Annotated in this window: 21 protein-coding genes; 12 read left to right on the top strand and 9 right to left on the bottom strand. The window is 64.4% G+C overall.

Translation table 11 applies throughout. The annotated features are described in order from the left end of the window. Positions 1 to 213: 213 nt before the first annotated feature. Positions 214 to 1,500 (top strand): ATP-binding protein, encoded by a 1,287-nt coding sequence (locus E3T51_RS10130; RefSeq protein ID WP_134529714.1) that lies wholly within the window; start codon positions 214 to 216, stop codon positions 1,498 to 1,500. A gap of 36 nt (positions 1,501 to 1,536) precedes the next feature. Here E3T51_RS10130 and E3T51_RS10125 read toward each other — a convergent pair whose 3' ends face one another. Next, positions 1,537 to 1,998: a hypothetical protein gene (locus tag E3T51_RS10125; RefSeq protein ID WP_134529713.1), complete on the bottom strand. Its 462-nt coding sequence runs from the start codon at positions 1,996 to 1,998 to the stop codon at positions 1,537 to 1,539. Between the two features lie 259 nt (positions 1,999 to 2,257). Here E3T51_RS10125 and E3T51_RS10120 point away from each other — a divergent pair, with 259 nt between their 5' ends. Genes E3T51_RS10120 through E3T51_RS10110 form a run of 3 tightly spaced genes read left to right on the top strand, consistent with a single transcriptional unit; the run spans position 2,258 to position 4,681 of the window. Continuing rightward, the gene (locus E3T51_RS10120) at positions 2,258 to 3,322 is read left to right on the top strand and encodes an ATP-binding cassette domain-containing protein (protein ID WP_241989259.1); all 1,065 of its coding nucleotides are present in this window, start codon (positions 2,258 to 2,260) and stop codon (positions 3,320 to 3,322) included. Beyond that, a complete protein-coding gene (locus E3T51_RS10115) occupies positions 3,319 to 4,251 on the top strand; it encodes an ABC transporter permease (RefSeq protein ID WP_134529711.1) in 933 nt (310 codons plus the stop codon). The genes E3T51_RS10120 and E3T51_RS10115 overlap by 4 nt, the downstream gene beginning before the upstream one ends. Before the next feature lie 31 nt (positions 4,252 to 4,282). Beyond that, positions 4,283 to 4,681 carry a VOC family protein gene (locus E3T51_RS10110; protein ID WP_104193459.1) on the top strand — a complete coding sequence of 133 codons (399 nt, stop codon included), beginning with the start codon at positions 4,283 to 4,285 and terminating at the stop codon, positions 4,679 to 4,681. 4 nt (positions 4,682 to 4,685) lie between these two features. Here E3T51_RS10110 and E3T51_RS10105 read toward each other — a convergent pair whose 3' ends face one another. Continuing rightward, positions 4,686 to 5,537 carry a LysR family substrate-binding domain-containing protein gene (locus E3T51_RS10105; RefSeq protein WP_166806430.1) on the bottom strand — a complete coding sequence of 284 codons (852 nt, stop codon included), beginning with the start codon at positions 5,535 to 5,537 and terminating at the stop codon, positions 4,686 to 4,688. 83 nt (positions 5,538 to 5,620) lie between these two features. Here E3T51_RS10105 and E3T51_RS10100 point away from each other — a divergent pair, with 83 nt between their 5' ends. Further along, positions 5,621 to 6,058, top strand: a complete 438-nt coding sequence (locus E3T51_RS10100) for a DUF5997 family protein (RefSeq protein ID WP_104193457.1) — start codon at positions 5,621 to 5,623, stop codon at positions 6,056 to 6,058. Between the two features lie 51 nt (positions 6,059 to 6,109). On the opposite strand, the gene E3T51_RS10095 is transcribed toward E3T51_RS10100, so the two are convergent. Continuing rightward, positions 6,110 to 6,772, bottom strand: a complete 663-nt coding sequence (locus E3T51_RS10095; RefSeq protein WP_134529709.1) for an alpha/beta hydrolase — start codon at positions 6,770 to 6,772, stop codon at positions 6,110 to 6,112. Positions 6,773 to 7,091: 319 nt separating this feature from the next. On the opposite strand from E3T51_RS10095, the gene E3T51_RS10090 reads away from it, so the two are divergent. Continuing rightward, the gene (locus tag E3T51_RS10090) at positions 7,092 to 7,676 is read left to right on the top strand and encodes an NUDIX hydrolase family protein (RefSeq protein WP_104193455.1); all 585 of its coding nucleotides are present in this window, start codon (positions 7,092 to 7,094) and stop codon (positions 7,674 to 7,676) included. A gap of 118 nt (positions 7,677 to 7,794) precedes the next feature. Here the strand turns inward: E3T51_RS10090 and E3T51_RS10085 are convergent, their stop codons facing one another. The 5 genes from E3T51_RS10085 to E3T51_RS10065 form a co-directional block, all read right to left on the bottom strand. Then, the gene (locus tag E3T51_RS10085) at positions 7,795 to 8,790 is read right to left on the bottom strand and encodes a nucleoside hydrolase (RefSeq protein ID WP_134529708.1); all 996 of its coding nucleotides are present in this window, start codon (positions 8,788 to 8,790) and stop codon (positions 7,795 to 7,797) included. A 101-nt stretch (positions 8,791 to 8,891) separates the two neighbouring features. Next, positions 8,892 to 9,383: a GNAT family N-acetyltransferase gene (locus tag E3T51_RS10080; RefSeq protein WP_104193453.1), complete on the bottom strand. Its 492-nt coding sequence runs from the start codon at positions 9,381 to 9,383 to the stop codon at positions 8,892 to 8,894. Positions 9,384 to 9,488: 105 nt separating this feature from the next. Beyond that, the gene (locus tag E3T51_RS10075) at positions 9,489 to 11,078 is read right to left on the bottom strand and encodes a DEAD/DEAH box helicase (RefSeq protein WP_134529707.1); all 1,590 of its coding nucleotides are present in this window, start codon (positions 11,076 to 11,078) and stop codon (positions 9,489 to 9,491) included. A gap of 272 nt (positions 11,079 to 11,350) precedes the next feature. Next, positions 11,351 to 11,989, bottom strand: coding sequence for a DUF1684 domain-containing protein (locus E3T51_RS10070; RefSeq protein ID WP_134529706.1), 639 nt, complete (start codon positions 11,987 to 11,989; stop codon positions 11,351 to 11,353). 51 nt (positions 11,990 to 12,040) lie between these two features. Then, complete coding sequence (locus E3T51_RS10065; RefSeq protein ID WP_241989258.1) at positions 12,041 to 13,045, bottom strand: 2-hydroxyacid dehydrogenase; 1,005 nt, start codon at positions 13,043 to 13,045, stop codon at positions 12,041 to 12,043. 310 nt (positions 13,046 to 13,355) lie between these two features. On the opposite strand from E3T51_RS10065, the gene E3T51_RS10060 reads away from it, so the two are divergent. The 6 genes from E3T51_RS10060 to E3T51_RS10035 are packed head-to-tail and all read left to right on the top strand — an operon-like array spanning position 13,356 to position 19,786. Then, complete coding sequence (locus tag E3T51_RS10060) at positions 13,356 to 14,927, top strand: ABC transporter substrate-binding protein (RefSeq protein ID WP_134529705.1); 1,572 nt, start codon at positions 13,356 to 13,358, stop codon at positions 14,925 to 14,927. A gap of 38 nt (positions 14,928 to 14,965) precedes the next feature. Then, a complete protein-coding gene (locus E3T51_RS10055) occupies positions 14,966 to 15,961 on the top strand; it encodes an ABC transporter permease (RefSeq protein WP_134529704.1) in 996 nt (331 codons plus the stop codon). Next, complete coding sequence (locus tag E3T51_RS10050; RefSeq protein WP_134529703.1) at positions 15,942 to 16,952, top strand: ABC transporter permease; 1,011 nt, start codon at positions 15,942 to 15,944, stop codon at positions 16,950 to 16,952. The genes E3T51_RS10055 and E3T51_RS10050 overlap by 20 nt, the downstream gene beginning before the upstream one ends. Beyond that, positions 16,952 to 17,995 (top strand): ABC transporter ATP-binding protein, encoded by a 1,044-nt coding sequence (locus tag E3T51_RS10045; protein ID WP_134529702.1) that lies wholly within the window; start codon positions 16,952 to 16,954, stop codon positions 17,993 to 17,995. Before E3T51_RS10050 ends, E3T51_RS10045 begins: the two co-directional genes overlap by 1 nt. Next, positions 17,988 to 19,073, top strand: coding sequence for an ABC transporter ATP-binding protein (locus tag E3T51_RS10040; protein WP_134529701.1), 1,086 nt, complete (start codon positions 17,988 to 17,990; stop codon positions 19,071 to 19,073). The genes E3T51_RS10045 and E3T51_RS10040 overlap by 8 nt, the downstream gene beginning before the upstream one ends. Further along, positions 19,070 to 19,786: a sulfite exporter TauE/SafE family protein gene (locus E3T51_RS10035; protein WP_134529700.1), complete on the top strand. Its 717-nt coding sequence runs from the start codon at positions 19,070 to 19,072 to the stop codon at positions 19,784 to 19,786. The genes E3T51_RS10040 and E3T51_RS10035 overlap by 4 nt, the downstream gene beginning before the upstream one ends. Here E3T51_RS10035 and E3T51_RS10030 read toward each other — a convergent pair. Then, positions 19,767 to 21,341, bottom strand: coding sequence for an ABC transporter substrate-binding protein (locus E3T51_RS10030; protein WP_241989257.1), 1,575 nt, complete (start codon positions 21,339 to 21,341; stop codon positions 19,767 to 19,769). The two genes, E3T51_RS10035 and E3T51_RS10030, sit on opposite strands and share 20 nt — an antisense overlap. Positions 21,342 to 21,383 lie beyond the last annotated feature (42 nt).

The following is a 21,383-nucleotide window of genomic DNA, read 5'->3' as shown; positions in this document are numbered from 1 at the left end:
GTCGCGGTGCTTGTACGGCTGACTCATTTCCCATAACTCTTGCAAATCAGTTACGGGGTCAAATAGTTGAGCGTGTTTTCGGGGCTCACCAGAACTGGCCCGCCAAATTGCAGGAGTTATGACTCGCACCGGGGCACGGAACGGTGGTGGTCTGGTCGAGGGCGGATGGCGGGTGCAATAGATTGGCTGCACACCAACGATGCGAGGTTCACGATGACTGGCTGGCGACTGCGCGATTTTCACTCCGACGATCTGGACGGCATTCTGCGCCTGTGGGAAGAGATCAAGGCCTCAGACACAGAGCCGGTCTACGGCCTTTCCGAGGTGCTCGCCTCCTGCCAGAAGGATCACGCCGTCGTTGCGGTGCACGGCGACGAGGTCGTCGGTGCCGCAGTCGGCCGCGCGGCTCACGCGCAAGGCTGGATTGTATTTTTGGCGACCGCGCAAAGCTGGCAGAGCCAGGGCATCGGCACGGCCCTGCTTGCTGCCCTAGAAACCCGTATGGCCCCGCACGGCATGACCAAACTGTCGGCGCTTATGCCCGAATCAGAGACGAACGTCGATCCCTTTCTCAACCGCGGTTTCGAGGTGAAGAAGAACCTGCGCTACTTCGAGCGGCACATTCCCGTGCAGCGGGAGGAGCTTAAATTGCTCGGTGAGCTGGGCGGTCGTGTACTGCCGCGCGACCTGTGGCAGAAGGTCGGCGGTATGGAACGGGAGAAGGAACTGCTTGAGCGCCGGTTGGTCATGCCCTTGGCTAAACCCGAACTCGCGGAGCAATACGGTGTATCGCCGCCCAAAGCCGTCGTTCTGTTCGGCCCTCCGGGCACCGGAAAGACCACCTTTGCCAAGGCCATCGCCTCGCGCCTGGAGTGGTCGTTCATCGAGGTATTTCCGTCCCGCCTCGCCGCCGACCCGTTGGGCTTGGCCGGCGCACTGCGGGAAACTTTTTTGAAGATCGCCGAGCTCGAACATGCTGTCGTGTTCATCGACGAGGTCGAGGAGATCGCCGCCCAGCGCTCGGGCGAACCGCCCTCGGCCATGCAGGGTGTCACCAACGAGTTGCTCAAGATCATCCCGGCATTCCGCGAACAACCCGGTCGACTGCTGGTCTGTGCGACGAACTTCATTCGCGCGCTCGACTCCGCCTTCCTCCGCCACGGCCGCTTCGACTACGTTGTGCCAATCGGGCTGCCGGATGTTGCCGCCCGCCAGGCCATCTGGGAGCGCTACATTCCAGAAGCGGTGTCGGGCAAAGTCGATCTCGGCGTTTTGGTCGAGCAGAGCGACGGGTTCTCGCCGGCCGACGTCGAATACGCTGCCCATCGAGCATCCCAACACGCGCTTGAGAAAGCGCTGTACAAGGCCGGTGACGGACCGCTCATCAACGGCCCCAGTACCAAAGACTATGAGGTCGCGATCTCCGAAACCCGACGAACCGTGTCCGAAGAGGTCGCGGCCGAGTTTCTCGAAGACATCGAGCGGCTCGCCCGGCTCTAGGAGCGGATCTTCCGGAGCGAGAGTCTGGGCGTACCGCTAGCGCCTGGTGCGGTGCAGCGCAACGGCGACGAGGGCCTGCCAGATAACGAAGCCCTCGACGGTGAGTGAGAGCAGACCGAGCGGCTCCAGCCAGTTTCCAATGTCACCCGTTGCCATCGGCATACCAACGGTGCGATTGACGATGAAGCCGATGATGACGGCTGCTGACAGGGCAGCTGCGGCGAGGAAGTCAATTCTCGAACCGACAACCAGTACCCGCTCCACGAGGACGGCAGCGACGAGGATGAGCCCGATATAGGCGAACGCCAGATACGGGGTTTCGGCGAATTTGCCCGGGAGATCAAGGATGTGGATTGCCCCCACGACGGCAAGCGAGAGCCCGACAGTGATGCGGCGCATCAGCAGGCCCTGATTGATCAGGCGGTCGCCCGTGTTCTCCCGGTGCAGCGCGGTGGACTGCATGTGTTCGTCAGTTGATTGCGCAGTAGTCGTGGTCATGAATACCTCTCCATGGGTGTTTCCCTGAATGCATAGTGACAGGAGTTCAGCTGCCGGAGGCGAATCATTGGCAGTGCATAGCGTCCTCCGTGGTGGGTGCCAGAAATAGACCCCGTTTCTGAGATTCTCACAGGGAGCGCTAATCGGATCAGCCCGAGCGGAGTATCGGTTGTCAAAGGAATCAGGCCCGGTTAACATCGCAGGGTAGGACGATTTACATCCGGCCAATTTCTCTATATCCAGGCAAGGAACTGATTTAGTGATTATTGAGGCTCAGGGCCTGACCAAGACCTACCAATCCAAGAGCGGGCCGGTACACGCGCTCGCCGGGCTCGACCTGCAGGTTCCGCGCGGCACAGTGAAAGCCCTCCTCGGCCCAAATGGGGCCGGAAAAACCACCGTCGTGAAAATGCTCACGACCCTGATTCGACCGGATGCCGGCACCGCCGTCATCGACGGAATCGACGTCGTGCTCCACCCCAAGGCGGTACGCCGGATCATCGGCGTCTCCGGCCAGTACGCCGCGGTCGACGAGAACCTCACCGGCTTTGAAAACCTCGAGATGGTCGGTCGCTTGTACCATTTGGGCGGCCCGGCCGCTCGCCAGCGGGCGAAGGAGCTCATCGACCTCTTCGAGCTGACCGCTGCCGGCAACCGGCCGGTCAAGGGTTTCTCCGGCGGTATGCGGCGGCGCATCGACCTCGCCGGTGCCCTGGTCATCAATCCCAAGGTGCTCTTTCTCGATGAACCAACGACCGGGCTCGACCCGCGCAGCCGCATCGCCCTGTGGAATGTCATCAAGCATCTCGTCGCCGACGGCACCACCGTACTGCTGACGACGCAATACCTCGAAGAAGCCGATCAGCTCGCCGATGACATCGTCGTTATCGATGACGGCCGCGTCATCGCCGAGGGCACCTCCGATCAACTCAAGGCCCAGATCGGCGGGCACCGCGTGGTGGTGGCCCTCGTCGATGCCGCCGATGGCGGGACTGCCCGCGAGATCCTGGCCCGCCACGGCTCGGGTGAGCCCTCGGTGTCGACCGATGGCCGTGGTGTCGAGGTTGCCGTCACGGACGGCCCGACCGCGCTGCAGAACATGCTCTCCGACCTTCGTGCGGCGCAGGTCAACCTGCACGATGCCGGCATGCGTCGCCCCACCCTCGACGATGTGTTCCTCAAGCTCACCGGTCACAAGGCCGACCTGAAAGCGACCGACGAAGACGATGCCGGCGGGCCCACACTCTCGAAACGGGCACAGGCCAAACAAGACCAGGCACGCGCGGCCCATGCCACCCCGGCAGATCTGGAGAAAGCCAAATGAGCCCCCGGCACTCTGGTGCACCGCTCGAGTCCACCACGCCCGTGTCCACCACGCCCAAGCCCGCTGGAACCCAGGCGGGTCCCGTCCCGGGCGAATCTCGGGTGGCCACCCTGCCCCCACTTCCCACGTGGAATCCATTCTCGCTCTGGTATTCCGACGGCTGGACCGTCACTAAGCGCAACCTCATCAAGATCAAGCGTTCGCCCGACATGCTCGTGTTCGCTGTGATCCAGCCGATCATGTTCGTGCTGTTGTTCAGCCAGGTGTACGGCGGAGCGATCGCCGTTCAGGGCAGCGACTACACGCAGTTTCTCATGGCTGGTATTTTCGCTCAGACGGTCGTGTTCGGGGCGACGTTCTCCGGCGCGGCCATGGCGCTCGATCTCAAGGAAGGGATCATCGACCGCTTTCGAAGCTTGCCCATGAACGCATCCGCAGTGCTTGTCGGTCGAACGAATGGCGACCTCGTGCTGAACACAATCTCCATGATCATCATGATGGCGACCGGCCTCGCGGTTGGCTGGCGGGTGAACACCTCGCCGGCTGAATTCCTTGCCGGAGTCGGCTTGCTGTTGCTGTTCGGTTACGCATTCAGCTGGGTGATGGCGCTACTCGGTATGAGCGTAAAAAGCCCAGAGGTCATCAACAATGCGTCGTTTTTGATTCTTTTTCCCCTGACCTTCGTCTCGAACGCTTTTGTGCCGAGCGAGACCCTGCCGACAGCGCTTCGCGTCTTTGCCGAGTGGAACCCGGTGTCGTCGCTCGTGCAGGCCGTGCGGCAGCTCTTCGGCAACCTTGGCACCGCCCCGGTGCCGGATATCTGGACGATGCAAAATCCGATTCTGACCGTACTCATCGGTATCACCGTGATGTTGCTGGTCTTCGTGCCGCTGTGTATTCGCAAGTTCGCCTCGATCAGTTCCCGCTGACCGATCACTATTCCGACTGAAGGAGTCACCCATGCCCCAGACCGAGCACAATGTTGGAATCGTTGCCGGCTTCAGCGGATTCGCCGTTTCCGACCTCGACGCTGCCCGCACTTTCTACGACGAGACCCTCGGACTCGACGTCACGGTGGGGGAGATGGGTGTGCTGCGCATCGCCCTGCCCGGCGGAGCAACCGTCATCGTCTACCCGAAGCCCGACTTCGTGCCGGCCACCTATACGATTCTCAATTTCGCGGTCACTAATCTCGATGCGACAGTCGACGAACTCACCGAGCGCGGCGTGGAGTTTTTGCACTACGACGGTTTCGAGCAGAATGACAAAGGCATCGCGCCCGGCGGCGGAGCGGGCCCCGATATTGCCTGGTTCACCGATCCCGCCGGCAATATTCTGTCGGTGCTCAAAAACCCGTAAGTTCTTAGTGCCCGCGGCCCTTGCCCTTATTTGGGTTCTTGGTCGGCCGGGTGCGGCCAGGGGCGCTCTCGGTTCTCTTGCGTACAGCAGGTTTCGCTTTTGCGGCGGCGACCCGAATGGCCTTTGCCGCGGCCTTCGCTTTGTCAGTCTTCTTCGGTTTGCGCGGTGGCTTTTGCGGGCGGCCATCGCGTGGAACTTCGGGCTCTCCAGCTGCGGTCGCGGCGGCGTCGGCCGCAGCGGACGGGCCGGCATCCGTTCGCGAACTCGCCGTGGAGCGCCCACGCACGATTCCGATGAACTCTTCGATGTCGTCGGTGGTCTCCCGCGTGATCCAGGCGAGGGCGATCTGGGTGTCGGCCACGTCGGTGACCGGGCGGGACACGACGTCTTTGCGGCTGTACAGCCGGGCGACCCCGTGCGGCACAATGATGATGCCGACGCCGGCGGCGACCTGTTCCATGGTCTCGTCGAGGTCTCTCATCGACGGCAGGGGCCGACGGCTGCCGTCGCGCACCTCCGTGGCAATGTCGCGCCACTCGGGCACATCCTCGGGGTTTTGCAGCAGGTGTTCGTCGGCCAGGTCGGCCAGCAGCACGGTCTCGGCCTGCGCGATGACGTGATCCTTCGCCGCCACAACGACCGGAATCTCGTTGTACAGGTTGATGACGCTCAGGTTGGTGTCGTCGATCGGCAGGCGCACGAGGCTGACTTCGGCGCGACCGTCGTGCAGCACTGAAATCTGCTCAGCGGCCTCGATGCGAAACACGGTGAGGGGAACGTCGGGGCGGCGGTCGCCCCAGATGCGAGTCCATTTGGTGGGGGTGACACCGGCGACGAAGGCGATAGAAAAGCTCACCGGCATCCTTTCTCGGGTAGTTGACGGCAGTACAGCGTGCGCTTTGCCCAAACAAGGGCCCTCTCAGGCTATACGCTTGAACAATGAGTTCCGAGAAGAAGCCCCAGACCATGAAGCCCGCCACGGCGGCCCAGAAACTCGGGATTCTGCTTGACGCGGCACCGGCCGAGTTCCAGACCGAATTTGTCAGCCGCACCGAGTTGGCCGAGCTCATGGCGAACCCGCCGGAATGGCTGGTCGAATTGCGAGCCAACGGTCCGCACCCGCGTCAGGTCGTCGCCGCCAAGCTCGGCGTCTCGATCTCCGGCCTGGCCCGCAGCGAGATCACCGACCCGCTCGGCACCGCAGAGATCGCCGCCCTGCTCCAGCAGCCGCCGGCCTGGCTCGTGCTTGAACGTTCTACCCAGGCCGGCGTGCGCGCCGACCAGATCGCGGTGAAAGACCGCGACGCCCAACGCGCGGCCAAGAAGGCGCACGTCGAGCGCCAGGCCGCCCAGGAGCAGGCCAAGCGCGACCGCTAGCACGTCGTCACGGGGTCCGATCACGAAAACCCCGCCCGTTCCGGAGCGGACCTAGGCGTTCGGCACCGGCGCACTTTCAGCGTATTGGGCGCGCAGAAAGTTGACGACGTCGCCGAGTTCAGCCTGCGAGATCGAGTGGGGAAGTCCCTCGTAGATGCGCTCGGTCAGGCTGCTGTGTGCTGGCAACCAGGCCTGGGTACGTTCGATCGCGCTGGGCGGGATCACAGTGTCGGCGGTGCCGCGGCCCCAGAACACCGGAAGCGCCTGCTCGGCCAACGCGGCGTCGCTGGATCGCGGGCCGTTCGCGACGAATCCGGAAAGGTTCACCGCGAAACGGAACCGGTCGGGCGCGGCGCGCATCAGCTCGAGCGCCATAGCGCCGCCCTGCGAGAATCCGAGCAGCCCGACAGTCGGATGATGCTGCGGCAGGGCATCGAGCCAGGCGAGCACGGCGCTGACCGCGGCGGTGACGGCGGCCGGGTCGGGGCTGCCCGGTTCACTGATCGGAAACCAAGCCCAGCCGTCACCAACTGGCAGCGGCGCACGCAGGGCCGCGATCACCGGCGCGAGCGGCAGGTGCGGAGCCAGCGAGAACAGGTCGCCCTCGTGCGAGCCGTAGCCGTGCATGATAATTAGCAACGGTCGGCCAGCCTGATCGGCGCCGGTCGCTGACCAGAGTACGGCGGCGGCATCGATGGGGGTGCTGACGGTCATGAAGTCCTCCCGGGGTTCGCGACGTGTTGGCGCCGCGCTTGTCCATACTTTCATCTCCGTGTCCGTGTCCGTGTCCGTGTCCGTGTCCGCGATTTGCGCCTGGCCGGCGATCTTCGGCAACTCTGCCGGTCGCAGTGGGGCATAACTCCTGCAGAAAACTGGTGCGAGCCGCCAGATGGGCCCAAAACACTTCCGAGGAAAACAGACACCGCACGAATTGCAGGAGTTATGCGCGCAGCATCAGGGAAACCGACGTTGGGTAACCGGGCGGATCCGGACCGGGTGCGCGCGCGGTGGCCACGTAAGACAGAATGGCATTATGAGCGTGCGAACCCCTGACCCAGACCCGGACTGGACGCCGAAGCCCCCCGCGGGAGCCCCGAATACGAATCCGGGCTGGCTGAAAGACGTCGAGCTCGCCGAGATTCGCCGGCGGCTGCCCATTCTCTACATCGAGGCCGTACCCGTGCGGGTCGACGGTCTCGGCCAGGTCGTCGAGGTCGGCGTGCTGCTGCGCGCCCGACCGACCGGCGAAATGACCCGAACCCTGGTCTCTGGCCGCGTGCTGTACGGAGAAACGCTGAGGGACGCACTGTTTCGTCACCTCGAAAAAGACCTCGGTCCGATGGCTTTTCCGCAACTGCCGACCAGTCCCGTGCCATTCACAGTCGCTGAGTACTTTCCCATGCCCGGCATCACCGCCTACACGGATGACCGTCAGCACGCCGTCTCGCTGGCCTACGTCGTTCCCGTCAGCGGTACCTGCGATCCCCGCCAGGACGCGCTCGAAATTACCTGGATGACCCCGGCCGAGGCCGCATCCCCCGGCGTATCAGCGGAAATGGAAGGAGGCCGCGGCACCCTGCTGCGTGCAGCCCTTGCCTCGGTCGGCCAGCTGTACTGAGCTGGCGTCGCGGCACTCGATAAAAAAGCGGGCACTCGGTGAAACGAGTGCCCGCTTCTCTAACGCGTGCCGCGAGAGGAATAGCCAGACCACGGCATCCGCTTTGACGGCCCGGCCGCTACTTGGACGGCGGCAGCGCCGAACCGAGGCCAAGCGTATCGAGGAACAGGCGAACGTAGCGGTCGACGTCGACGTCGAGCGCTACCTCGGCTGCCTCCCACTCGCCCGCCAGGCCGTGCATGATGTCCTCACCGGGATGCGTGCGCTTGTCGACGAGTGTCTGGCCACGGCCGTAGCCGGAGAGCTGCACGCGCAGCGGCAGCATGGCCGTCTGCAATGCGCCAGGGTCGACCAGCGCGCACAGGGCACCGGCGTCGCCGATCAGTCCGGTGTAGTCGGCATTGCGGCCCGAACCGAGCGCGATCCTGTTGCCGAGTAACTGACCGACAACGTGGGCGAGGTCGGAGTCGCTGTGCATGAGTGCACTGGCGACGTGCTCCGGAATCGCAACCTGATTAAACACATCGAGGCCGTACATGAAGGTGGGCACGCCGGAGTCGAGCACGATGGCCGCGGCTTCCGGGTCGTGCCAAACGTTGAATTCGGCGACGGCGGTGGCGTTTCCGACCGTGGTGGATCCGCCCATGAAGACGATGCGTTCGATGTTGTCGACCACATCGGGGTACTGGCGCAGCAACAGCGCGAGGTTGGTTTGCGGGGCGAGTGCAACCAGGGTGACTGGGTGCGGGCTGGTCTGGATCAGCCTGTGCATGAGCTCGATCGAACTGATCGGCTCTGCGTGGCGGTCGCTCGGCGGAAGCTGCAGGGTGCCGAGGCCACCTTCGCCGTGCACGTGCGCTGCCGATCGGGCCGGCTCGAGCAGAGGACGCCTTGCCCCGGCGGCCACGGGAATATACGGGGCATCCGCGACATCGAGAATGCGCAGGGTGTTCTCGACAACGCGCTCAAGCGAGGCATTGCCGGCCACGCAACTAATGCCGAGCACGTTGATGCCCGGGTGAGCGAGCGCGAACAAAAGGGCCAGGGCGTCGTCGACCCCGGTGTCAACATCGAGGATGACGGGGATCGCCTCGGGGGCCGCGAAATAAGTCATCCGCTCACCCTATTACTTTGAATCTGCCCCCAAACCGCTTCGGGGGGCTTTGGGCCACAATCGAACGCTTTAGGGCGAAGTTTGCACTTGTGAGCAGGCCACTACCGAACCAGGCGCACCTCGTGCAGCGTCTCGCCGAGCACCTCTTCGTTGCGCTCGAGACCATCTGCGACGTAGCCATTTCGGGCGTAGAAGGCGTGCGCCCGAGGGTTGTCTGCGGCTACCCACAACGACGACGGGCCCGGGTCGACGACGGAATCGAAGAGCTGCTGGCCGACGCCGGAACCGTGGTTAGCCTCGAGCAGGTACATGAAGAACAACTCGTTCGGGGTGGGCTGGTCACCATCGCGCGTCGGTCCGCTGCCGGCGAAGCCCACGATCTCGCCATCGACGAGCACGACATTCTGGCGATATTGCGTGCCCTGGGCAGTGAAGCGGCCCCACAGGGCGGCCAGACGATGCGGTCGCAACTGGGACAGGGCGGCCTGGCTGAGCAGGTGATCGTAGGTTTCATGCCAGCAGGCGGCGTGTACGCGGCCCAGGCTTTCGGCATCCGTTTCACTTACGGGTCGAACGACAACTGTGGTGTTCATGATTCGACCCTAACCGTGTTTGCGGGTGCCCCTTTACGCTCTGGTACAAAAAACGGACCGGCCCCCGAAGAGACCGGCCCGTTTCAGCGAACGGATGCTGCCGGCTTAGCCCTGCGAGCGGCGCGGAGCCGAACGACCGGCCCCACCCGAGCCAGGTCCGCGAACGAGTCCGCCGACCTGGAGGCTGCCGACGCGGGCTCCGCCGGAACGGCCGGCGGCCGAACCGGAGCGGGGCGCGCTCGTGGACGCGCCGGCCGGACGACCGGTGCGCTCGCGGCGGGCGCCACCGTTCGCAGCCGAGTCGCTGCTCCGGCCGCGGCCGCCGTCGTTACGATCCGTGCGGGCACCGTCCCGGCTGGCGCCGGTATCGCGGCCACCGCGGCTGGAGTCACCGTCGCGGCTCGGGCGACCACTGCGCTCTCCCTGAGCACGGCCACCCTGGGAGCGGCCACCCTGTGAGCGACCACCCTGCGACTGGCGCTGCTGCTGCGGTGCCTCGACGCGGGGAGCCGGCTTGACGTAGGCAGCGACGTCGCCGACGAGCGCGTCGACGGCCGGGGAGGAAGAATCCACGCGCTGCGGGGTCACCTTGATGGCGGCCTTACGCAGCAGGGCGTCGGTGTCGCGCTTCTGCTCCGGGAGCACGACGGTAACGACGTCACCGGCGCTGCCGGCGCGGGCGGTGCGGCCAGAGCGGTGCAGGTAGGCCTTGTGCTCGGCCGGCGGGTCAACGTGGATCACCAGTTCGATGTCGTCGACGTGCACGCCGCGGGCGGCGACATCCGTTGCGACGAGAACCTTGACGGTGCCGGCGCTGAACGCGGCGAGGTTGCGGTCACGGGCAACCTGCGACAGGTTTCCGTGCAGGTCGACGGAGGGGATACCGGCGTCGGTGAGGCTTTTGGCAAGCTTCTTGGCCTGGTGCTTGGTGCGCATGAAGAGGATGCGACGGCCAGAGCCGCTCGCCAGCTTCTGCACGAGCTCCTTCTTCGCGTCGACGCCGGAGACCTCGAACACGTGGTGGGTCATCGCCGAAACGTGGCTGTTGGCCTCGTCGACGGAGTGCATCACCGGGTCGTGCAGAAAACGCTTGACGATCTTGTCCACGCCGTTGTCAAGCGTCGCGGAGAACAGCATGCGCTGGCCGTTGCCGGGCGTCTTGTCGAGAATGCGGGTCACGACGGGCAGGAAGCCGAGGTCGGCCATGTGGTCGGCCTCGTCGAGCACGGTGATCTCGATGGTGTCGAGGTTGACAAAGCCCTGCTTCATGAGGTCTTCGAGCCGGCCGGGGCAGGCTACGACGATATCGACGCCGGCCTTGAGTGCGGCGACCTGGCGGCCCTGCGAGACGCCACCGAAGATGGTGGTGGTGTTGAGGCCGTAGGCCTCGGCGAGGGGGGTGATGGCGTTGGTGATCTGCGTGGCAAGCTCGCGGGTCGGCGCGAGGATCAGGCCGAGCGGGCGGCCCGGGCGACGCTTGCCTCCGGCGAGGTTGCCGCCGAGGCGGGAGACCATCGGAATGGAGAAGGCCAGGGTCTTACCCGAGCCGGTCTTGCCGCGGCCGAGCACGTCGCGGCCATTCAAAGTGTCAGGAAGGGTGTCAACCTGAATCGGGAAGGCGGTGTCGATTCCCTGAGAAGAGAGAACCTTCACCAGGGGAGCTGGCACGCCAAGTGTGCCAAAGGTTGTGGACACAGTCGTGGTTGTAGACAAAGTGGTGCCTTTCAGGGCATCAGTCTCCTAGCCCGTTCGACTTACCGCGCAGCGATAAGCAAACCAGGAGGATTCACATGGCGAAGGTGCCGAAGGGCACATCCGTTCGCCGTAAGAATGTTTCATTCGAAAAATCAGGTCGGCCCTGGTGGGCCGCCGGATAGAGAAGAGGGCGTTCTACGACGCAGCGAGCGCAACTACGCACTCGCAAGTAGTCCTACTCTAGCGGATGCTGTCAAATCGGCTACTGGCCGTCAGGAGTGATCGCCGTGGTACAGCTCGCCGACGGGCACCTCAACGTCGATCATGTTGCCGCTCTGCGGCAGCGGGCAGGCCCACATCGGGTCGTACGCGCAGGAGGGGTTGTAGGCAAAGTTAAAATCGAGGATGAGGCTGTCGTCGCCCAGACCCGGGCCGAGGTCGGCGCCCTTGATGGAGTCGAGAAGGTAACGTCCACCGCCGTAGGTACCGTCGCTCTTACCGGCGAGGGCGTCTTTCAGCGGCAGGAACAATCCGCCGCCATAACTCACCAGTCGCCATACGTCGAGCGAACCGAGGTACGGCAGTCGCACGGTGCCGACCAGGTCGAATGGCACTGTCCCGTCAGTTCCCGTTTCCACGTTCATGCGATGCGGCTCTTCGGCCCGGTGCACCTCGACCTCGAATCGCCAGTCGGGGTCATAGGCGGCAATCGGCAGCCCGGTGAAGGCCGAGCGGTCGTCGGCCAGCAAGGGTGACGACGGATGCCCGGCGAACAGTTCGTCACGTCCGGAACGCCACAATTCGTGCCCGCTCGCCGGGCTGCTCGCGCTCAACTGGCGCACCCCGGCATACAGTCCGGTCACACGGCGGCGCCAGTCGGCGATCTGCAGGGCACCCAGGGAAGAACTCATAGTGGCTACGCTACCTCCGGCGGGCGCGGACTGCACGGGGTCGGTCGTCGCTCACGCGCCGGCGATGGGTGTCAGGAGGGTTCCGGTGCTGACGAACTGGTTCAGGTTGGTGAGCGTAAGTTCTGCCATGGCCGTTCGAGTTTCGAGCGTTCCACTCGCGAGGTGGGGGAGAAGAACCACATTGTCGAGGGCGAGCAGTGCCACGGGAACATTGGGCTCGTCTTCGAAGACGTCGAGCCCGGCCCCGCCGAGATCACCGCTGAGCAGCGCGGCTACCAGTGCGGCCTCGTCAACGACCGATCCGCGAGCGATATTCACGAGGTACCCCTGCGGCCCCAACGCAGCGAGAACCTCGGCTGAGATGAGCCCGACCGAGTCAGCACCGCCGGCCGCAGCGATGATCAGGGCGTCCGAGGTCGCCGCAAGCTCAGTGAGCGAGCCCACGTATCGATACTCCACCCCGGCGACGGGATTTCGGTTGTGATACGAGATGGCACAGTTGAAGCCTGCTAGCCGCTGGGCGATCGCCGTGCCGATGCGGCCAAGGCCGACGATGCCGATCCGTTTGCCGGACAGTTTGCTGGCGAGCGGAAAGTTGCCGTCCTGCCAGGCACCGCGACGCACGAACCGATCGGCCGTACTGGTACGTCGAAAAACGTCGAGGAGCAGCGCGAGGGCGGTGTCGGCGACACAGTCGTTGAGCACATCGGGGGTGTTACTGACCTGGATACCGCGAGATCGGGCCTGAGCGACATCCGTTGTGTCGTAACCGACGCCGAAATTAACCACCGCGAGCAGGTTGGGCAGTCCGGCCATGAGCGCGCTGTCGACGCCGATCTTTCCCGACGTCACGGCCACCGTGAATTCGGAGCCGTGCTCGTCGAGGAAAGCCTGCCGAGCCGGCCCGTCGGGAACCCGCACCGCGTTGTGTTCGGCCACTATCGTGGTCTGCACCATTGGCATGAGCGGCCCGACCTGCAGCACCCGCCCGCGAGGACTGCCCTGCTCGGTCGGTGTCGGAATACCCGCGGCTTGAAAGTCTGCGTTGATGGTCACACTCTGCAGGTTAGGTTGCCTTACCGATACCGTCCAACACGTAATTCGTATAGATCGATACCTGCAGCGCATGAACCGGGTGCCGGGTTCCCAGTTCCGCGGAATTCCGCGGAACATGGGGCTGCGCTGCGGGGTTGCGGCGACGCAAATCCCGCGTTTGCTGGGCATCCAGGTGCGGCGCACCGAATTCGTGGCTTGACGATCCACCCGACGCCGCACAAGCTGAGACCTGTCTACCAGCACAGACTTCATCTTCATCTGTAGACGAGCGCTCAGCACGAGCCCTGTGCCACATCAACCGGAGGAACCAATGTCGTTTTCTTTTTCCCGTCGTACGAGGACACCCCGCGGTGTCGTCGCCGGCGCCGCGGTCGCCGCGAGCGCCGTGCTGCTGCTGAGTTCCTGCTCCGTCGCCAACTCCGAGTCCACGGATGAAGCCGGGTCAGCCGACACCATTCGCATTGTCCTGACCCAAGAGCCGCCCACGCTCGAAGCCTGTGAGGCCAACCTCACCTCGACCGGCGTCGTGATGCGCTCGAACGTCACAGAGCCCCTCGTGGAACGCAACCCCACAACCGGTGACCTCGACCCGTTGCTCGCCACGTCGTGGGAGCAGACCAGCGACACAGAGTGGACCTTCACCCTCCGTGATGACGTGACTTTCTCCGACGGCACCCCTTTCAACGCCGAAGCGGCCGCCTTCACCATCGACCGAGCCGTCAACTCCGATCTCGCCTGCAACGTCGAGGGCTATGTCTTCGGTGACGACGACCTCGTCGTGAACGCCGTCGATGACACGACCCTCACGGTGACCACGGTGTCGCCAGACCCGATTCTTCCCCTTCGTCTCTCGTTCATTGAGATCGTTCCCACCTCGACGGATGCCGCGGCCAAGGTTCGGGAGCCCATCGGCACCGGCCCATACGCCATCGGGCAGTGGGAGGCCGGCACCAAGCTCACCCTCGAGCGCAATGACGACTACTGGGGCGACGCCCCCGCCTACGCGACCGCTGAGTACCAGTGGCGCTCCGAAGGCACCGTGCGCGCTGCCATGATCACGAGCGGTGAAGCTGACATCGCGATGGGCCTCGGCCCCGATGACGGCGCCGGCGACCTGGGCCTCGACTACCCCAACAACGAGACGGTCGCCCTGCGCATGACCGCCGCCATCGCACCGCTCAACGACATCCGTGTTCGTGAGGCAGTGAACTACGCCATCGACAAGTCGGGCATCACCGACTCCCTCTACCAGGGCGCGCACATCGCAGCCGCCCAGCTCGTGCCGGAGGGCATCGTGGGCCACAACGCCGACCTCGAGCCGTGGGAGTTCGACGTGGAGAAGGCCAAATCTCTCGTTGCCGAGGCCAAGGCCGATGGCGTGCCGGTGGACGAGAAGATCACCATCGTCGCCCGCAACGCGCAGTTCCCGAAGGTGTCGGAGATGTCCCAGGTGCTGCAGGAGCAGCTCACCCAGGCCGGCCTCAATGTGGAACTCAAGATGGTCGACACCACGCAGCACCTGCAGTACCAGCTGCGTCCGTTCGTCGACAACGAGGGTGCCATTGCCCTGCTGATCCAGCACGGCAACCAGGCCGGTGACGCCCAGTTCAGTGCCGACCAGTACATGACCACGACCGGAGCGCAGAGTGTCTACGGCACCGAGGCCTTCGACGCCATGCTGGAAGCCGCGTCAATCAAGACCGGTTCAGAGCGCCAGGCGGCCTACGAGGACATCTTCGAGTACCAGAATGATGAAATCGTTCAATTCGCCTTCATCGCTCACCAGACGGGCGTCATTGGCAAGGCGGCGAACGTATACTACACGCCGAACTCATCATCTGGTGACGAACTCCGCATCGCGGAGATCACGCCGGTCGCCTGACGCCTCCGCTAACAGCTAGCTCAAGGTAGAAGACACTCATGCTGACTTTCCTCAGACGGCGAATCGTCTCCAGTGCACTCCCCCTGCTCGTGGTGGTGCTCGGGGTGTTCGCCCTGGCGCGGCTGACCGGTAACCCGGCGAGCCTGTACCTGCCCCTGAACGCCACGGAGCAGATGCGGGCTGACTTCACGGAGAAGAACGGCCTCGACAACCCGATCTGGGTGCAGATGGCCGACTACTTCGGTGGGGTGCTGCGATTGGATTTCGGTGAGTCCCTTCGCACGGGGGAGTCCGCAGCCGCCATGGCGCTGCGGGCCTTCCCCGCCACTCTTCAACTGGCCGGCACGACGATGCTCCTGGCCGTGGTGCTCGCGGTCATCGTCGGCAGCTGGGCCGCGCTCAAGCCCAATGGCATCGCTGACCGCATTTCGAGCTTCATCTCGATGGCCGCCGCGAGTGTTCCCGACTTCTGGCTCGCCATCATGGGCATCTGGGTGTTCGCTATTTCGCTCGGCTGGCTGCCCACCTCGGGTGTCGGCGGTCCCAGCGCCTGGGTGCTGCCGATCCTCACGCTCCTGCTTCGGCCGTTCGGTGTGCTCGTGCAGATCGTGCGTGGCGCCATGGTGTCGTCACTGTCCGAGCCGTACATCAAGCTCGCTCGCAGCAAAGGCGCAAGCGAATTTCGAGTCGTCACCCGGCATGCTTTGCGCAATGCGGCAGCGCCGGCGCTGACCGTGGCGGGCGACCTGGCCGTTGGCCTCGTCAACGGCGCGGTCGTGGTCGAGTCGATCTTCGGCTGGCCTGGCATCGGAAAGCTCATGATCGACTCCATCCTGCAGCGTGACTTCGCGGTGCTGCAGGCTGCCGTCCTGCTCACGGCGATCTCGATCTTCATCCTGAATATTCTGATCGACCTCGGCTACGCCGGGCTTGATGCTCGAGTACGTCCCGCCGGCAAACGCCCGAAGTCATCCAAAGCCGCCAGCGTTGCCGAGCCGAAGGAACGGAAAGTCCATGTCCAAACCGCCTCGTAACGTCAATCAGTTGCCGACGGGTGGCCGTGCCATTGCCCCGCCCGGCACCGAGGCGATCGCGCTGCCTCGGCCAGAGCAGGCCGACAAAAAGATCAGCCTCTTCCACCTGCTGCTCAAGGACCGCTTCGCCACCGTCGCAGCGCTCGTACTCGTCTTCGTCGGGCTGACCGCCCTGTTCGGGCCGACGCTGATGGGCGACCTCGCCACCCGCCAGGACCTGAGCGCGACCAACCGCCCGCCGTTCAGCTTCGGCGAGGGCTGGGCCTTCATCCTCGGCAGCGATTCGCTCGGCCGCAGCATGGTTGCCCGGCTGGTCGTGGCCACCCAGACCACCCTCTCGGTGGCGCTGCCCGCTGTGGGAATCTCCCTCGTCATCGGCTCGCTGTGGGGGGTCTGGGCCGGCTTTCACCGCGGCATCCGTGAGACCATCTCCATGCGCATCGCCGACGTCATCATGAGCTTCCCGTCGCTCTTGCTTGCCGTTGTCATCCTCTACGTCTTCTCCCCAAGCGCCGCCAATATCGTGTTGATCCTCGCGGTCACCCGCATCCCGATCTACCTGCGTACCGCCCGCGCCGAATCGGCCGAGCTGCAGAGCAGGACCTTTGTCGACGCGGCCCGTACCTTCGGCACCAAACCCAACGCGATCATCCGCCGCCATGTCATTCCCGTTGTGCTGCCCACCCTGCTCACCCTGGCAACGCTCGAGTTCTGCTACGTGATGCTCGCCGAGAGCTCGCTGAGCTTTCTCGGCATCGGAATTCAGCCGCCGGACGTGAGCTGGGGCCTCATGGTCGCCCAGGGCCGCCAGTACCTGCAGACCGCGTGGTGGCTCTCGTTCTTCCCCGGACTCGCCATCGTGCTCACGACGGTGGCCGCCAACGTGCTCGCCGCCTGGCTGCGCATCGCGACCGACCCGGCCCAGCGCTGGCGGCTCACACTGCCCCGCAAACGGATGATCATGCGCATTCCCGCGAAGGAGGTCCAGTGATGACCACTAATACCCAGACCGCTACGGCGCCACGCGATCAGCTCACCGAGGGCGAGGTTCTTCTCACCGTCAGCGGACTCGACGTGGACATCCGCACCCCCAAGGGCGTGCTGAGGGCCGTCAATAATGTCAGCTTCGAGGCCCGCGCTGGCCGCACCCTGGCTCTGCTCGGCGAATCCGGCTGCGGCAAGTCGATGACGGCCAAGGCCGTCGCCGGGCTGCTGGACCCGGTCGCCGACGTCACCGGCGGTACGGTCGTGCTGAACGGCACCGACCTCACCGCCCTGACCCCGAAGCAACGCCTGAAATACGCAGGCCCCGAACTCGGCATCGTCTTTCAGGATGCCCTCACCGCGCTCAACCCGGTGTACACCGTGGGTACCCAGCTCGGCGAAGCCTTTCGAATCCATCAGGGGCTCTCGAAAAAGGCGGCGAAGGTCAAGGCCATCGAATTGATGCGTCACGTCGGCATCCCGCAGCCGGAATCCCGGGTGGATTCATTTCCGCATCAGTTCTCCGGGGGTATGCGTCAGCGCATCCTGATCGCCATGGCCGTTTCGCTGGGCCCGCGGCTGCTGATCGCCGACGAACCCACCACCGCACTCGATGTGACCGTGCAGGCCCAGATCATGAAGCTGCTGCGGGACCTGCGCACCGAAAGCCACATGGCCGTCGTGCTGATCACCCACGACCTCGCTCTCGTTGCCGAAGAGGCGGACACCGTGGCCGTGATGTATGCCGGTAACGTCGTGGAGACCGGCCCGGTGCGCGAGGTCTTCGGTTCGCCGAAGCATCCGTACACCCGCGGCCTGCTCGACTCGGTGCCGGCCGACGTCGGCCGGGGAGCCGACCTCAAGTCCATCGCCGGGTCTCCGCCCGAACTTCATCGCATCCCCGAAGGATGCGTCTACCAATCCCGCTGTCCCCTCGTGCAAGACGTCTGCCGCGCCATTCGCCCTGCACTCGAGCCGGAGGGCACTAGCCGCACCGTCGCCTGTCACTTCTCGGCTTCGTCTGACACCAAGGAGCCGAACAATGTCTGACATCGCCGCACACACTCTCACGGGTGATACCGCCGTTCCGTTGCTCGAGGTGCGCGGTCTGACCAAGAACTTTCACGTACCTGGTCGGGGCAACAACGTGCTGTGCGCGCTCGACAAGATCGACTTGCACGTTGGTCGCGGCGAGACGCTCGGTCTCGTGGGCGAATCCGGGTGCGGCAAGTCCACCCTCGCCCGCACGCTGCTCATGCTGGAACAGCCGGATGAGGGGACCATCCGTTTCGAAGGATCAGACCCATTCGGACTCAAGGGCAAGCAGCTCCTGGCTTGGCGGCGGCGGGTGCAGATGGTTTTCCAAGACCCGTTCGCGTCCCTCAATGCCCGCATGACGGCCGGCGAGATCATCGCCGAGCCGTGGGCGACCCACACCGACCTGTACCCGACCAAGAAGGCGCGTGCAGCTCGCCTGCAGGAGCTGATGGAAATTGTCGGGCTGCGCCCGAGCGACGCCGGCAAGTCCCCTCAGGAATTCTCGGGCGGCCAGCGTCAGCGCATCGGTATTGCCAGAGCCCTGGCCCTCAATCCCGACGTCATCGTGCTCGACGAGCCCGTCTCCGCTCTCGACCTGTCGGTGCAGGCACAGGTGCTCAACCTGCTCAACGATCTGCAGAAGCGGCTCGGCGTTGCCTACATCTTCATCTCGCACGACTTGTCGGTGGTGCGGCACGTCGCAGACCGCGTCGCCGTGATGTACCTCGGCCGCATCGTCGAGACCGGTACCACGGAGCAGGTCTTTGAGCGGCCACGGCACCCATACACGGCAGCCCTGATGTCGGCATCACCGCAGCTGGACGTGACCGGTACCGCGCCGCGCGGCCGCATCGTGCTCGAGGGAGAAATGCCCTCACCGCTCGACCCACCCTCTGGCTGCCGGTTTCGCACCCGCTGCTGGAAGGCCGAGGAGATCTGTGCGACGCTGGCACCGCCGGCAGCGAGCTCGCCCGACGATCCCCGGCACGTGGCCGAATGCCATTTTCCGATCACTGCAGACGATTTGAAAGCGGCCAGCGGGCCGGTCAGATCCAACGACGCGGTAAACCTGCTCGCACCGCGTCAGTGAGCGGAGTCGAGATCGCGATCATTGCGGTCGTGATCGTGGCGGCAACCGCTTTGCAGGCATCGATCGGCTTCGGCATGGGCATGCTCGCCGCCCCAGTGATCGGGCTCATCGACCCGACCCTGCTGCCGGGCACGATCATTCTGCTCGCGGTTGTCGTGACGGCGATGGTGGCCCTGCGCGAGCGGTCCCACCTAGATCTCAAGGGCGCTGGATGGGCGCTGGTCGGACGCATTCCCGGGAGCCTCCTTGGAGCGTGGCTGGTGTTTGTGCTTCCGGCGAGCGGCCTGGCCTGGGCGGTGGCTGTCGTCGTTCTCGGCGGCGTGATCATGGCCGTGTCAGGCTGGGCTCCGATGCCAGGGCGGGTCTCCCTCATCACTGCCGGTGCCGCCTCCGGCGTGATGGGCACCGCCACGTCGATCGGTGGCGCGCCCATGGCACTGATCTGGCAGCGTTCGCGTGGACCAGAGCTGCGCGGCACCATGAGCGCGTTCTTCTTGGTGGGGTCATCGATCTCGCTGCTCGCGCTCGCCGTTCTCGGCACGATCGGTCGTGAAACCCTGCAACTCGCAGCGTGGATGATTCCCGCCGTGATCGCCGGCTACCTCTTGTCGCGGTACGTCAACCGGTTCCTCAATCACCGCATCCTACGCCTCGCTGCCCTGACGGCATCCGCTCTGGGTGCGGTGTTGTTAATCACCGCGCAGATTCTGTAGCGCCCGCGCGAGTGATTTCCGACAGGCGGAGTTCATCCCCCGACAGGGAATTCGGTTCGAAGTCCACAGTGGGAGATTTACCGATCACGCCGCTCATCCGGGCGATGTAGGCGAACTGGACCAGTTCCTCCTTCTCGTAGGCGAGTGCATCGGCAAAGGCGTCTTGGCGAGCCTCGCCGGTCGTCGCCGCGGCGTCCGCCAGCAGGGTGTCGAATGTCGACGTTCCAAACATGCTCATCGCTGCGGAAGTCGTCATATACGATTCGACGCTGAACGAGGCGTCCCCGGCCTGATTGCCGTGCTGGATGAGCATGGCAATTGCTCCCTCATTCAGAATGAATGGCCGCACCTGATATTGGAGACCAACAGAGGTCTCCGCAACCTTGACCTCAATGTTCAGGCCGGCCTGGCCAAGCTGTTCCTGAAGTACCTCGGTCATTTGGGCAATCTTGGGAAATTGGTCTGACCGCGCCACGATGGTGATCTTGTCATCCACCGGAACCCCATCTGCACGAGCGGCAGCTATCAACTGTTTCGCCCGATCCAAGTCGTATTCCCAGGGCTTGATGGACGGGTTGTACCCAACCACTCCCGGTGGGACCAATTGTTCGGCTGGTTCGCTGGCGCCCTCGTAGAGTGATCCGGTAATTCCGTCGCGGTCGATGGCGAAGTTGATGGCCTGGCGAACGCGAATGTCGTTCAGCGGCGCGATGTCTCCACTGAACCGCAGCGCTACCGTCTCATTGTTGGGGTAGTTGAGGCCTAAATCGCCCGCGCCATCATCGGCACTCAGGCTCAACGCCAAGTCGGCTTCACCGCCGGTCACCATGGCCGCTCGTACCGTTCCCTCAGAACGCCACTGGTATTCGGCAGACTGGTACGCGGGTGCTTCTCCCCAGTAGTCGGTGTTGACCGCGAGGACGATTTTGATCCCCGTCGTCCATTCCTTGATCGAATAGGGACCGGTGCCGACAGGTTCACGAACTTTCGCCCCCGCGTCGATCGGTGCGCCAATCTCGATGAAGGACAGCCGCAGTGGAAGTACTGGGTCTGGATTCTCGGTTGTCACCACCAACGTGGTGTCATCGACGACAGTGAGCGTGAGATTCGGGTCGCCGAACATTTGTCCTTCGACGTCGCAGCCCAGGTCCAAGTTGACCGCCCGATCGATCGCGAAGGCAGCGGCCTCTGCGGTGAACGACGTCCCGTCGTGAAATTTCACATCGTCGCGAAGCGTGAAGGTCCAGTCGGTTTCACCGGTCGCTTCCCAGCTGGTTGCCAGAAGCGGCTCGAGTTCGCCGGTCGTCGGGTTGCGTTCGATGAGTGGTTCGGTGACATTCGACCGAATGACGACGCCGGTAGACGACAACGTCGAATCACACGCTTCGAGCGTGGTGGGCTCGATCGGCAAGACTATGCGCACGGCGGCAGCTGAGGCGTCCGGCGATTCCGGGTCGGCCACGCCGCACCCGCTGAGTAGGAGGGCAGTTCCGGCTGCCACGACAATCAGCCAGCGGGTCCTGCCACGCTTTCCGGACGGTGAAGTAGACATCATTGGGTTCCTCCAGTGCTCAGTTGCAATCAATTTCGTGCGGCC

The sequence above is a fragment of the Cryobacterium serini genome (assembly GCF_004404025.1).
GTDB classification, from domain to species: Bacteria; Actinomycetota; Actinomycetes; order Actinomycetales; family Microbacteriaceae; genus Cryobacterium; species Cryobacterium serini.
Note: the sequence above shows the minus strand (reverse complement) of the source record. Positions and strands in the feature narration are given on the sequence as shown.

Coding starts and splice junctions, on each gene's coding strand:
- E3T51_RS10080 (WP_104193453.1), bottom strand. CDS start 9,383: ATGAACACCACAGTTGTCGTTCGACCCGTAAGTGAAACGGATGCCGAA.
- E3T51_RS10050 (WP_134529703.1), top strand. CDS start 15,942: ATGTCCAAACCGCCTCGTAACGTCAATCAGTTGCCGACGGGTGGCCGT.
- E3T51_RS10130 (WP_134529714.1), top strand. CDS start 214: ATGACTGGCTGGCGACTGCGCGATTTTCACTCCGACGATCTGGACGGC.
- E3T51_RS10090 (WP_104193455.1), top strand. CDS start 7,092: ATGAGCGTGCGAACCCCTGACCCAGACCCGGACTGGACGCCGAAGCCC.
- E3T51_RS10055 (WP_134529704.1), top strand. CDS start 14,966: ATGCTGACTTTCCTCAGACGGCGAATCGTCTCCAGTGCACTCCCCCTG.
- E3T51_RS10095 (WP_134529709.1), bottom strand. CDS start 6,772: ATGACCGTCAGCACCCCCATCGATGCCGCCGCCGTACTCTGGTCAGCG.
- E3T51_RS10045 (WP_134529702.1), top strand. CDS start 16,952: ATGACCACTAATACCCAGACCGCTACGGCGCCACGCGATCAGCTCACC.
- E3T51_RS10030 (WP_241989257.1), bottom strand. CDS start 21,341: ATGATGTCTACTTCACCGTCCGGAAAGCGTGGCAGGACCCGCTGGCTG.
- E3T51_RS10060 (WP_134529705.1), top strand. CDS start 13,356: ATGTCGTTTTCTTTTTCCCGTCGTACGAGGACACCCCGCGGTGTCGTC.
- E3T51_RS10085 (WP_134529708.1), bottom strand. CDS start 8,790: ATGACTTATTTCGCGGCCCCCGAGGCGATCCCCGTCATCCTCGATGTT.
- E3T51_RS10070 (WP_134529706.1), bottom strand. CDS start 11,989: ATGAGTTCTTCCCTGGGTGCCCTGCAGATCGCCGACTGGCGCCGCCGT.
- E3T51_RS10110 (WP_104193459.1), top strand. CDS start 4,283: ATGCCCCAGACCGAGCACAATGTTGGAATCGTTGCCGGCTTCAGCGGA.
- E3T51_RS10125 (WP_134529713.1), bottom strand. CDS start 1,998: ATGACCACGACTACTGCGCAATCAACTGACGAACACATGCAGTCCACC.
- E3T51_RS10115 (WP_134529711.1), top strand. CDS start 3,319: ATGAGCCCCCGGCACTCTGGTGCACCGCTCGAGTCCACCACGCCCGTG.
- E3T51_RS10040 (WP_134529701.1), top strand. CDS start 17,988: ATGTCTGACATCGCCGCACACACTCTCACGGGTGATACCGCCGTTCCG.
- E3T51_RS10100 (WP_104193457.1), top strand. CDS start 5,621: ATGAGTTCCGAGAAGAAGCCCCAGACCATGAAGCCCGCCACGGCGGCC.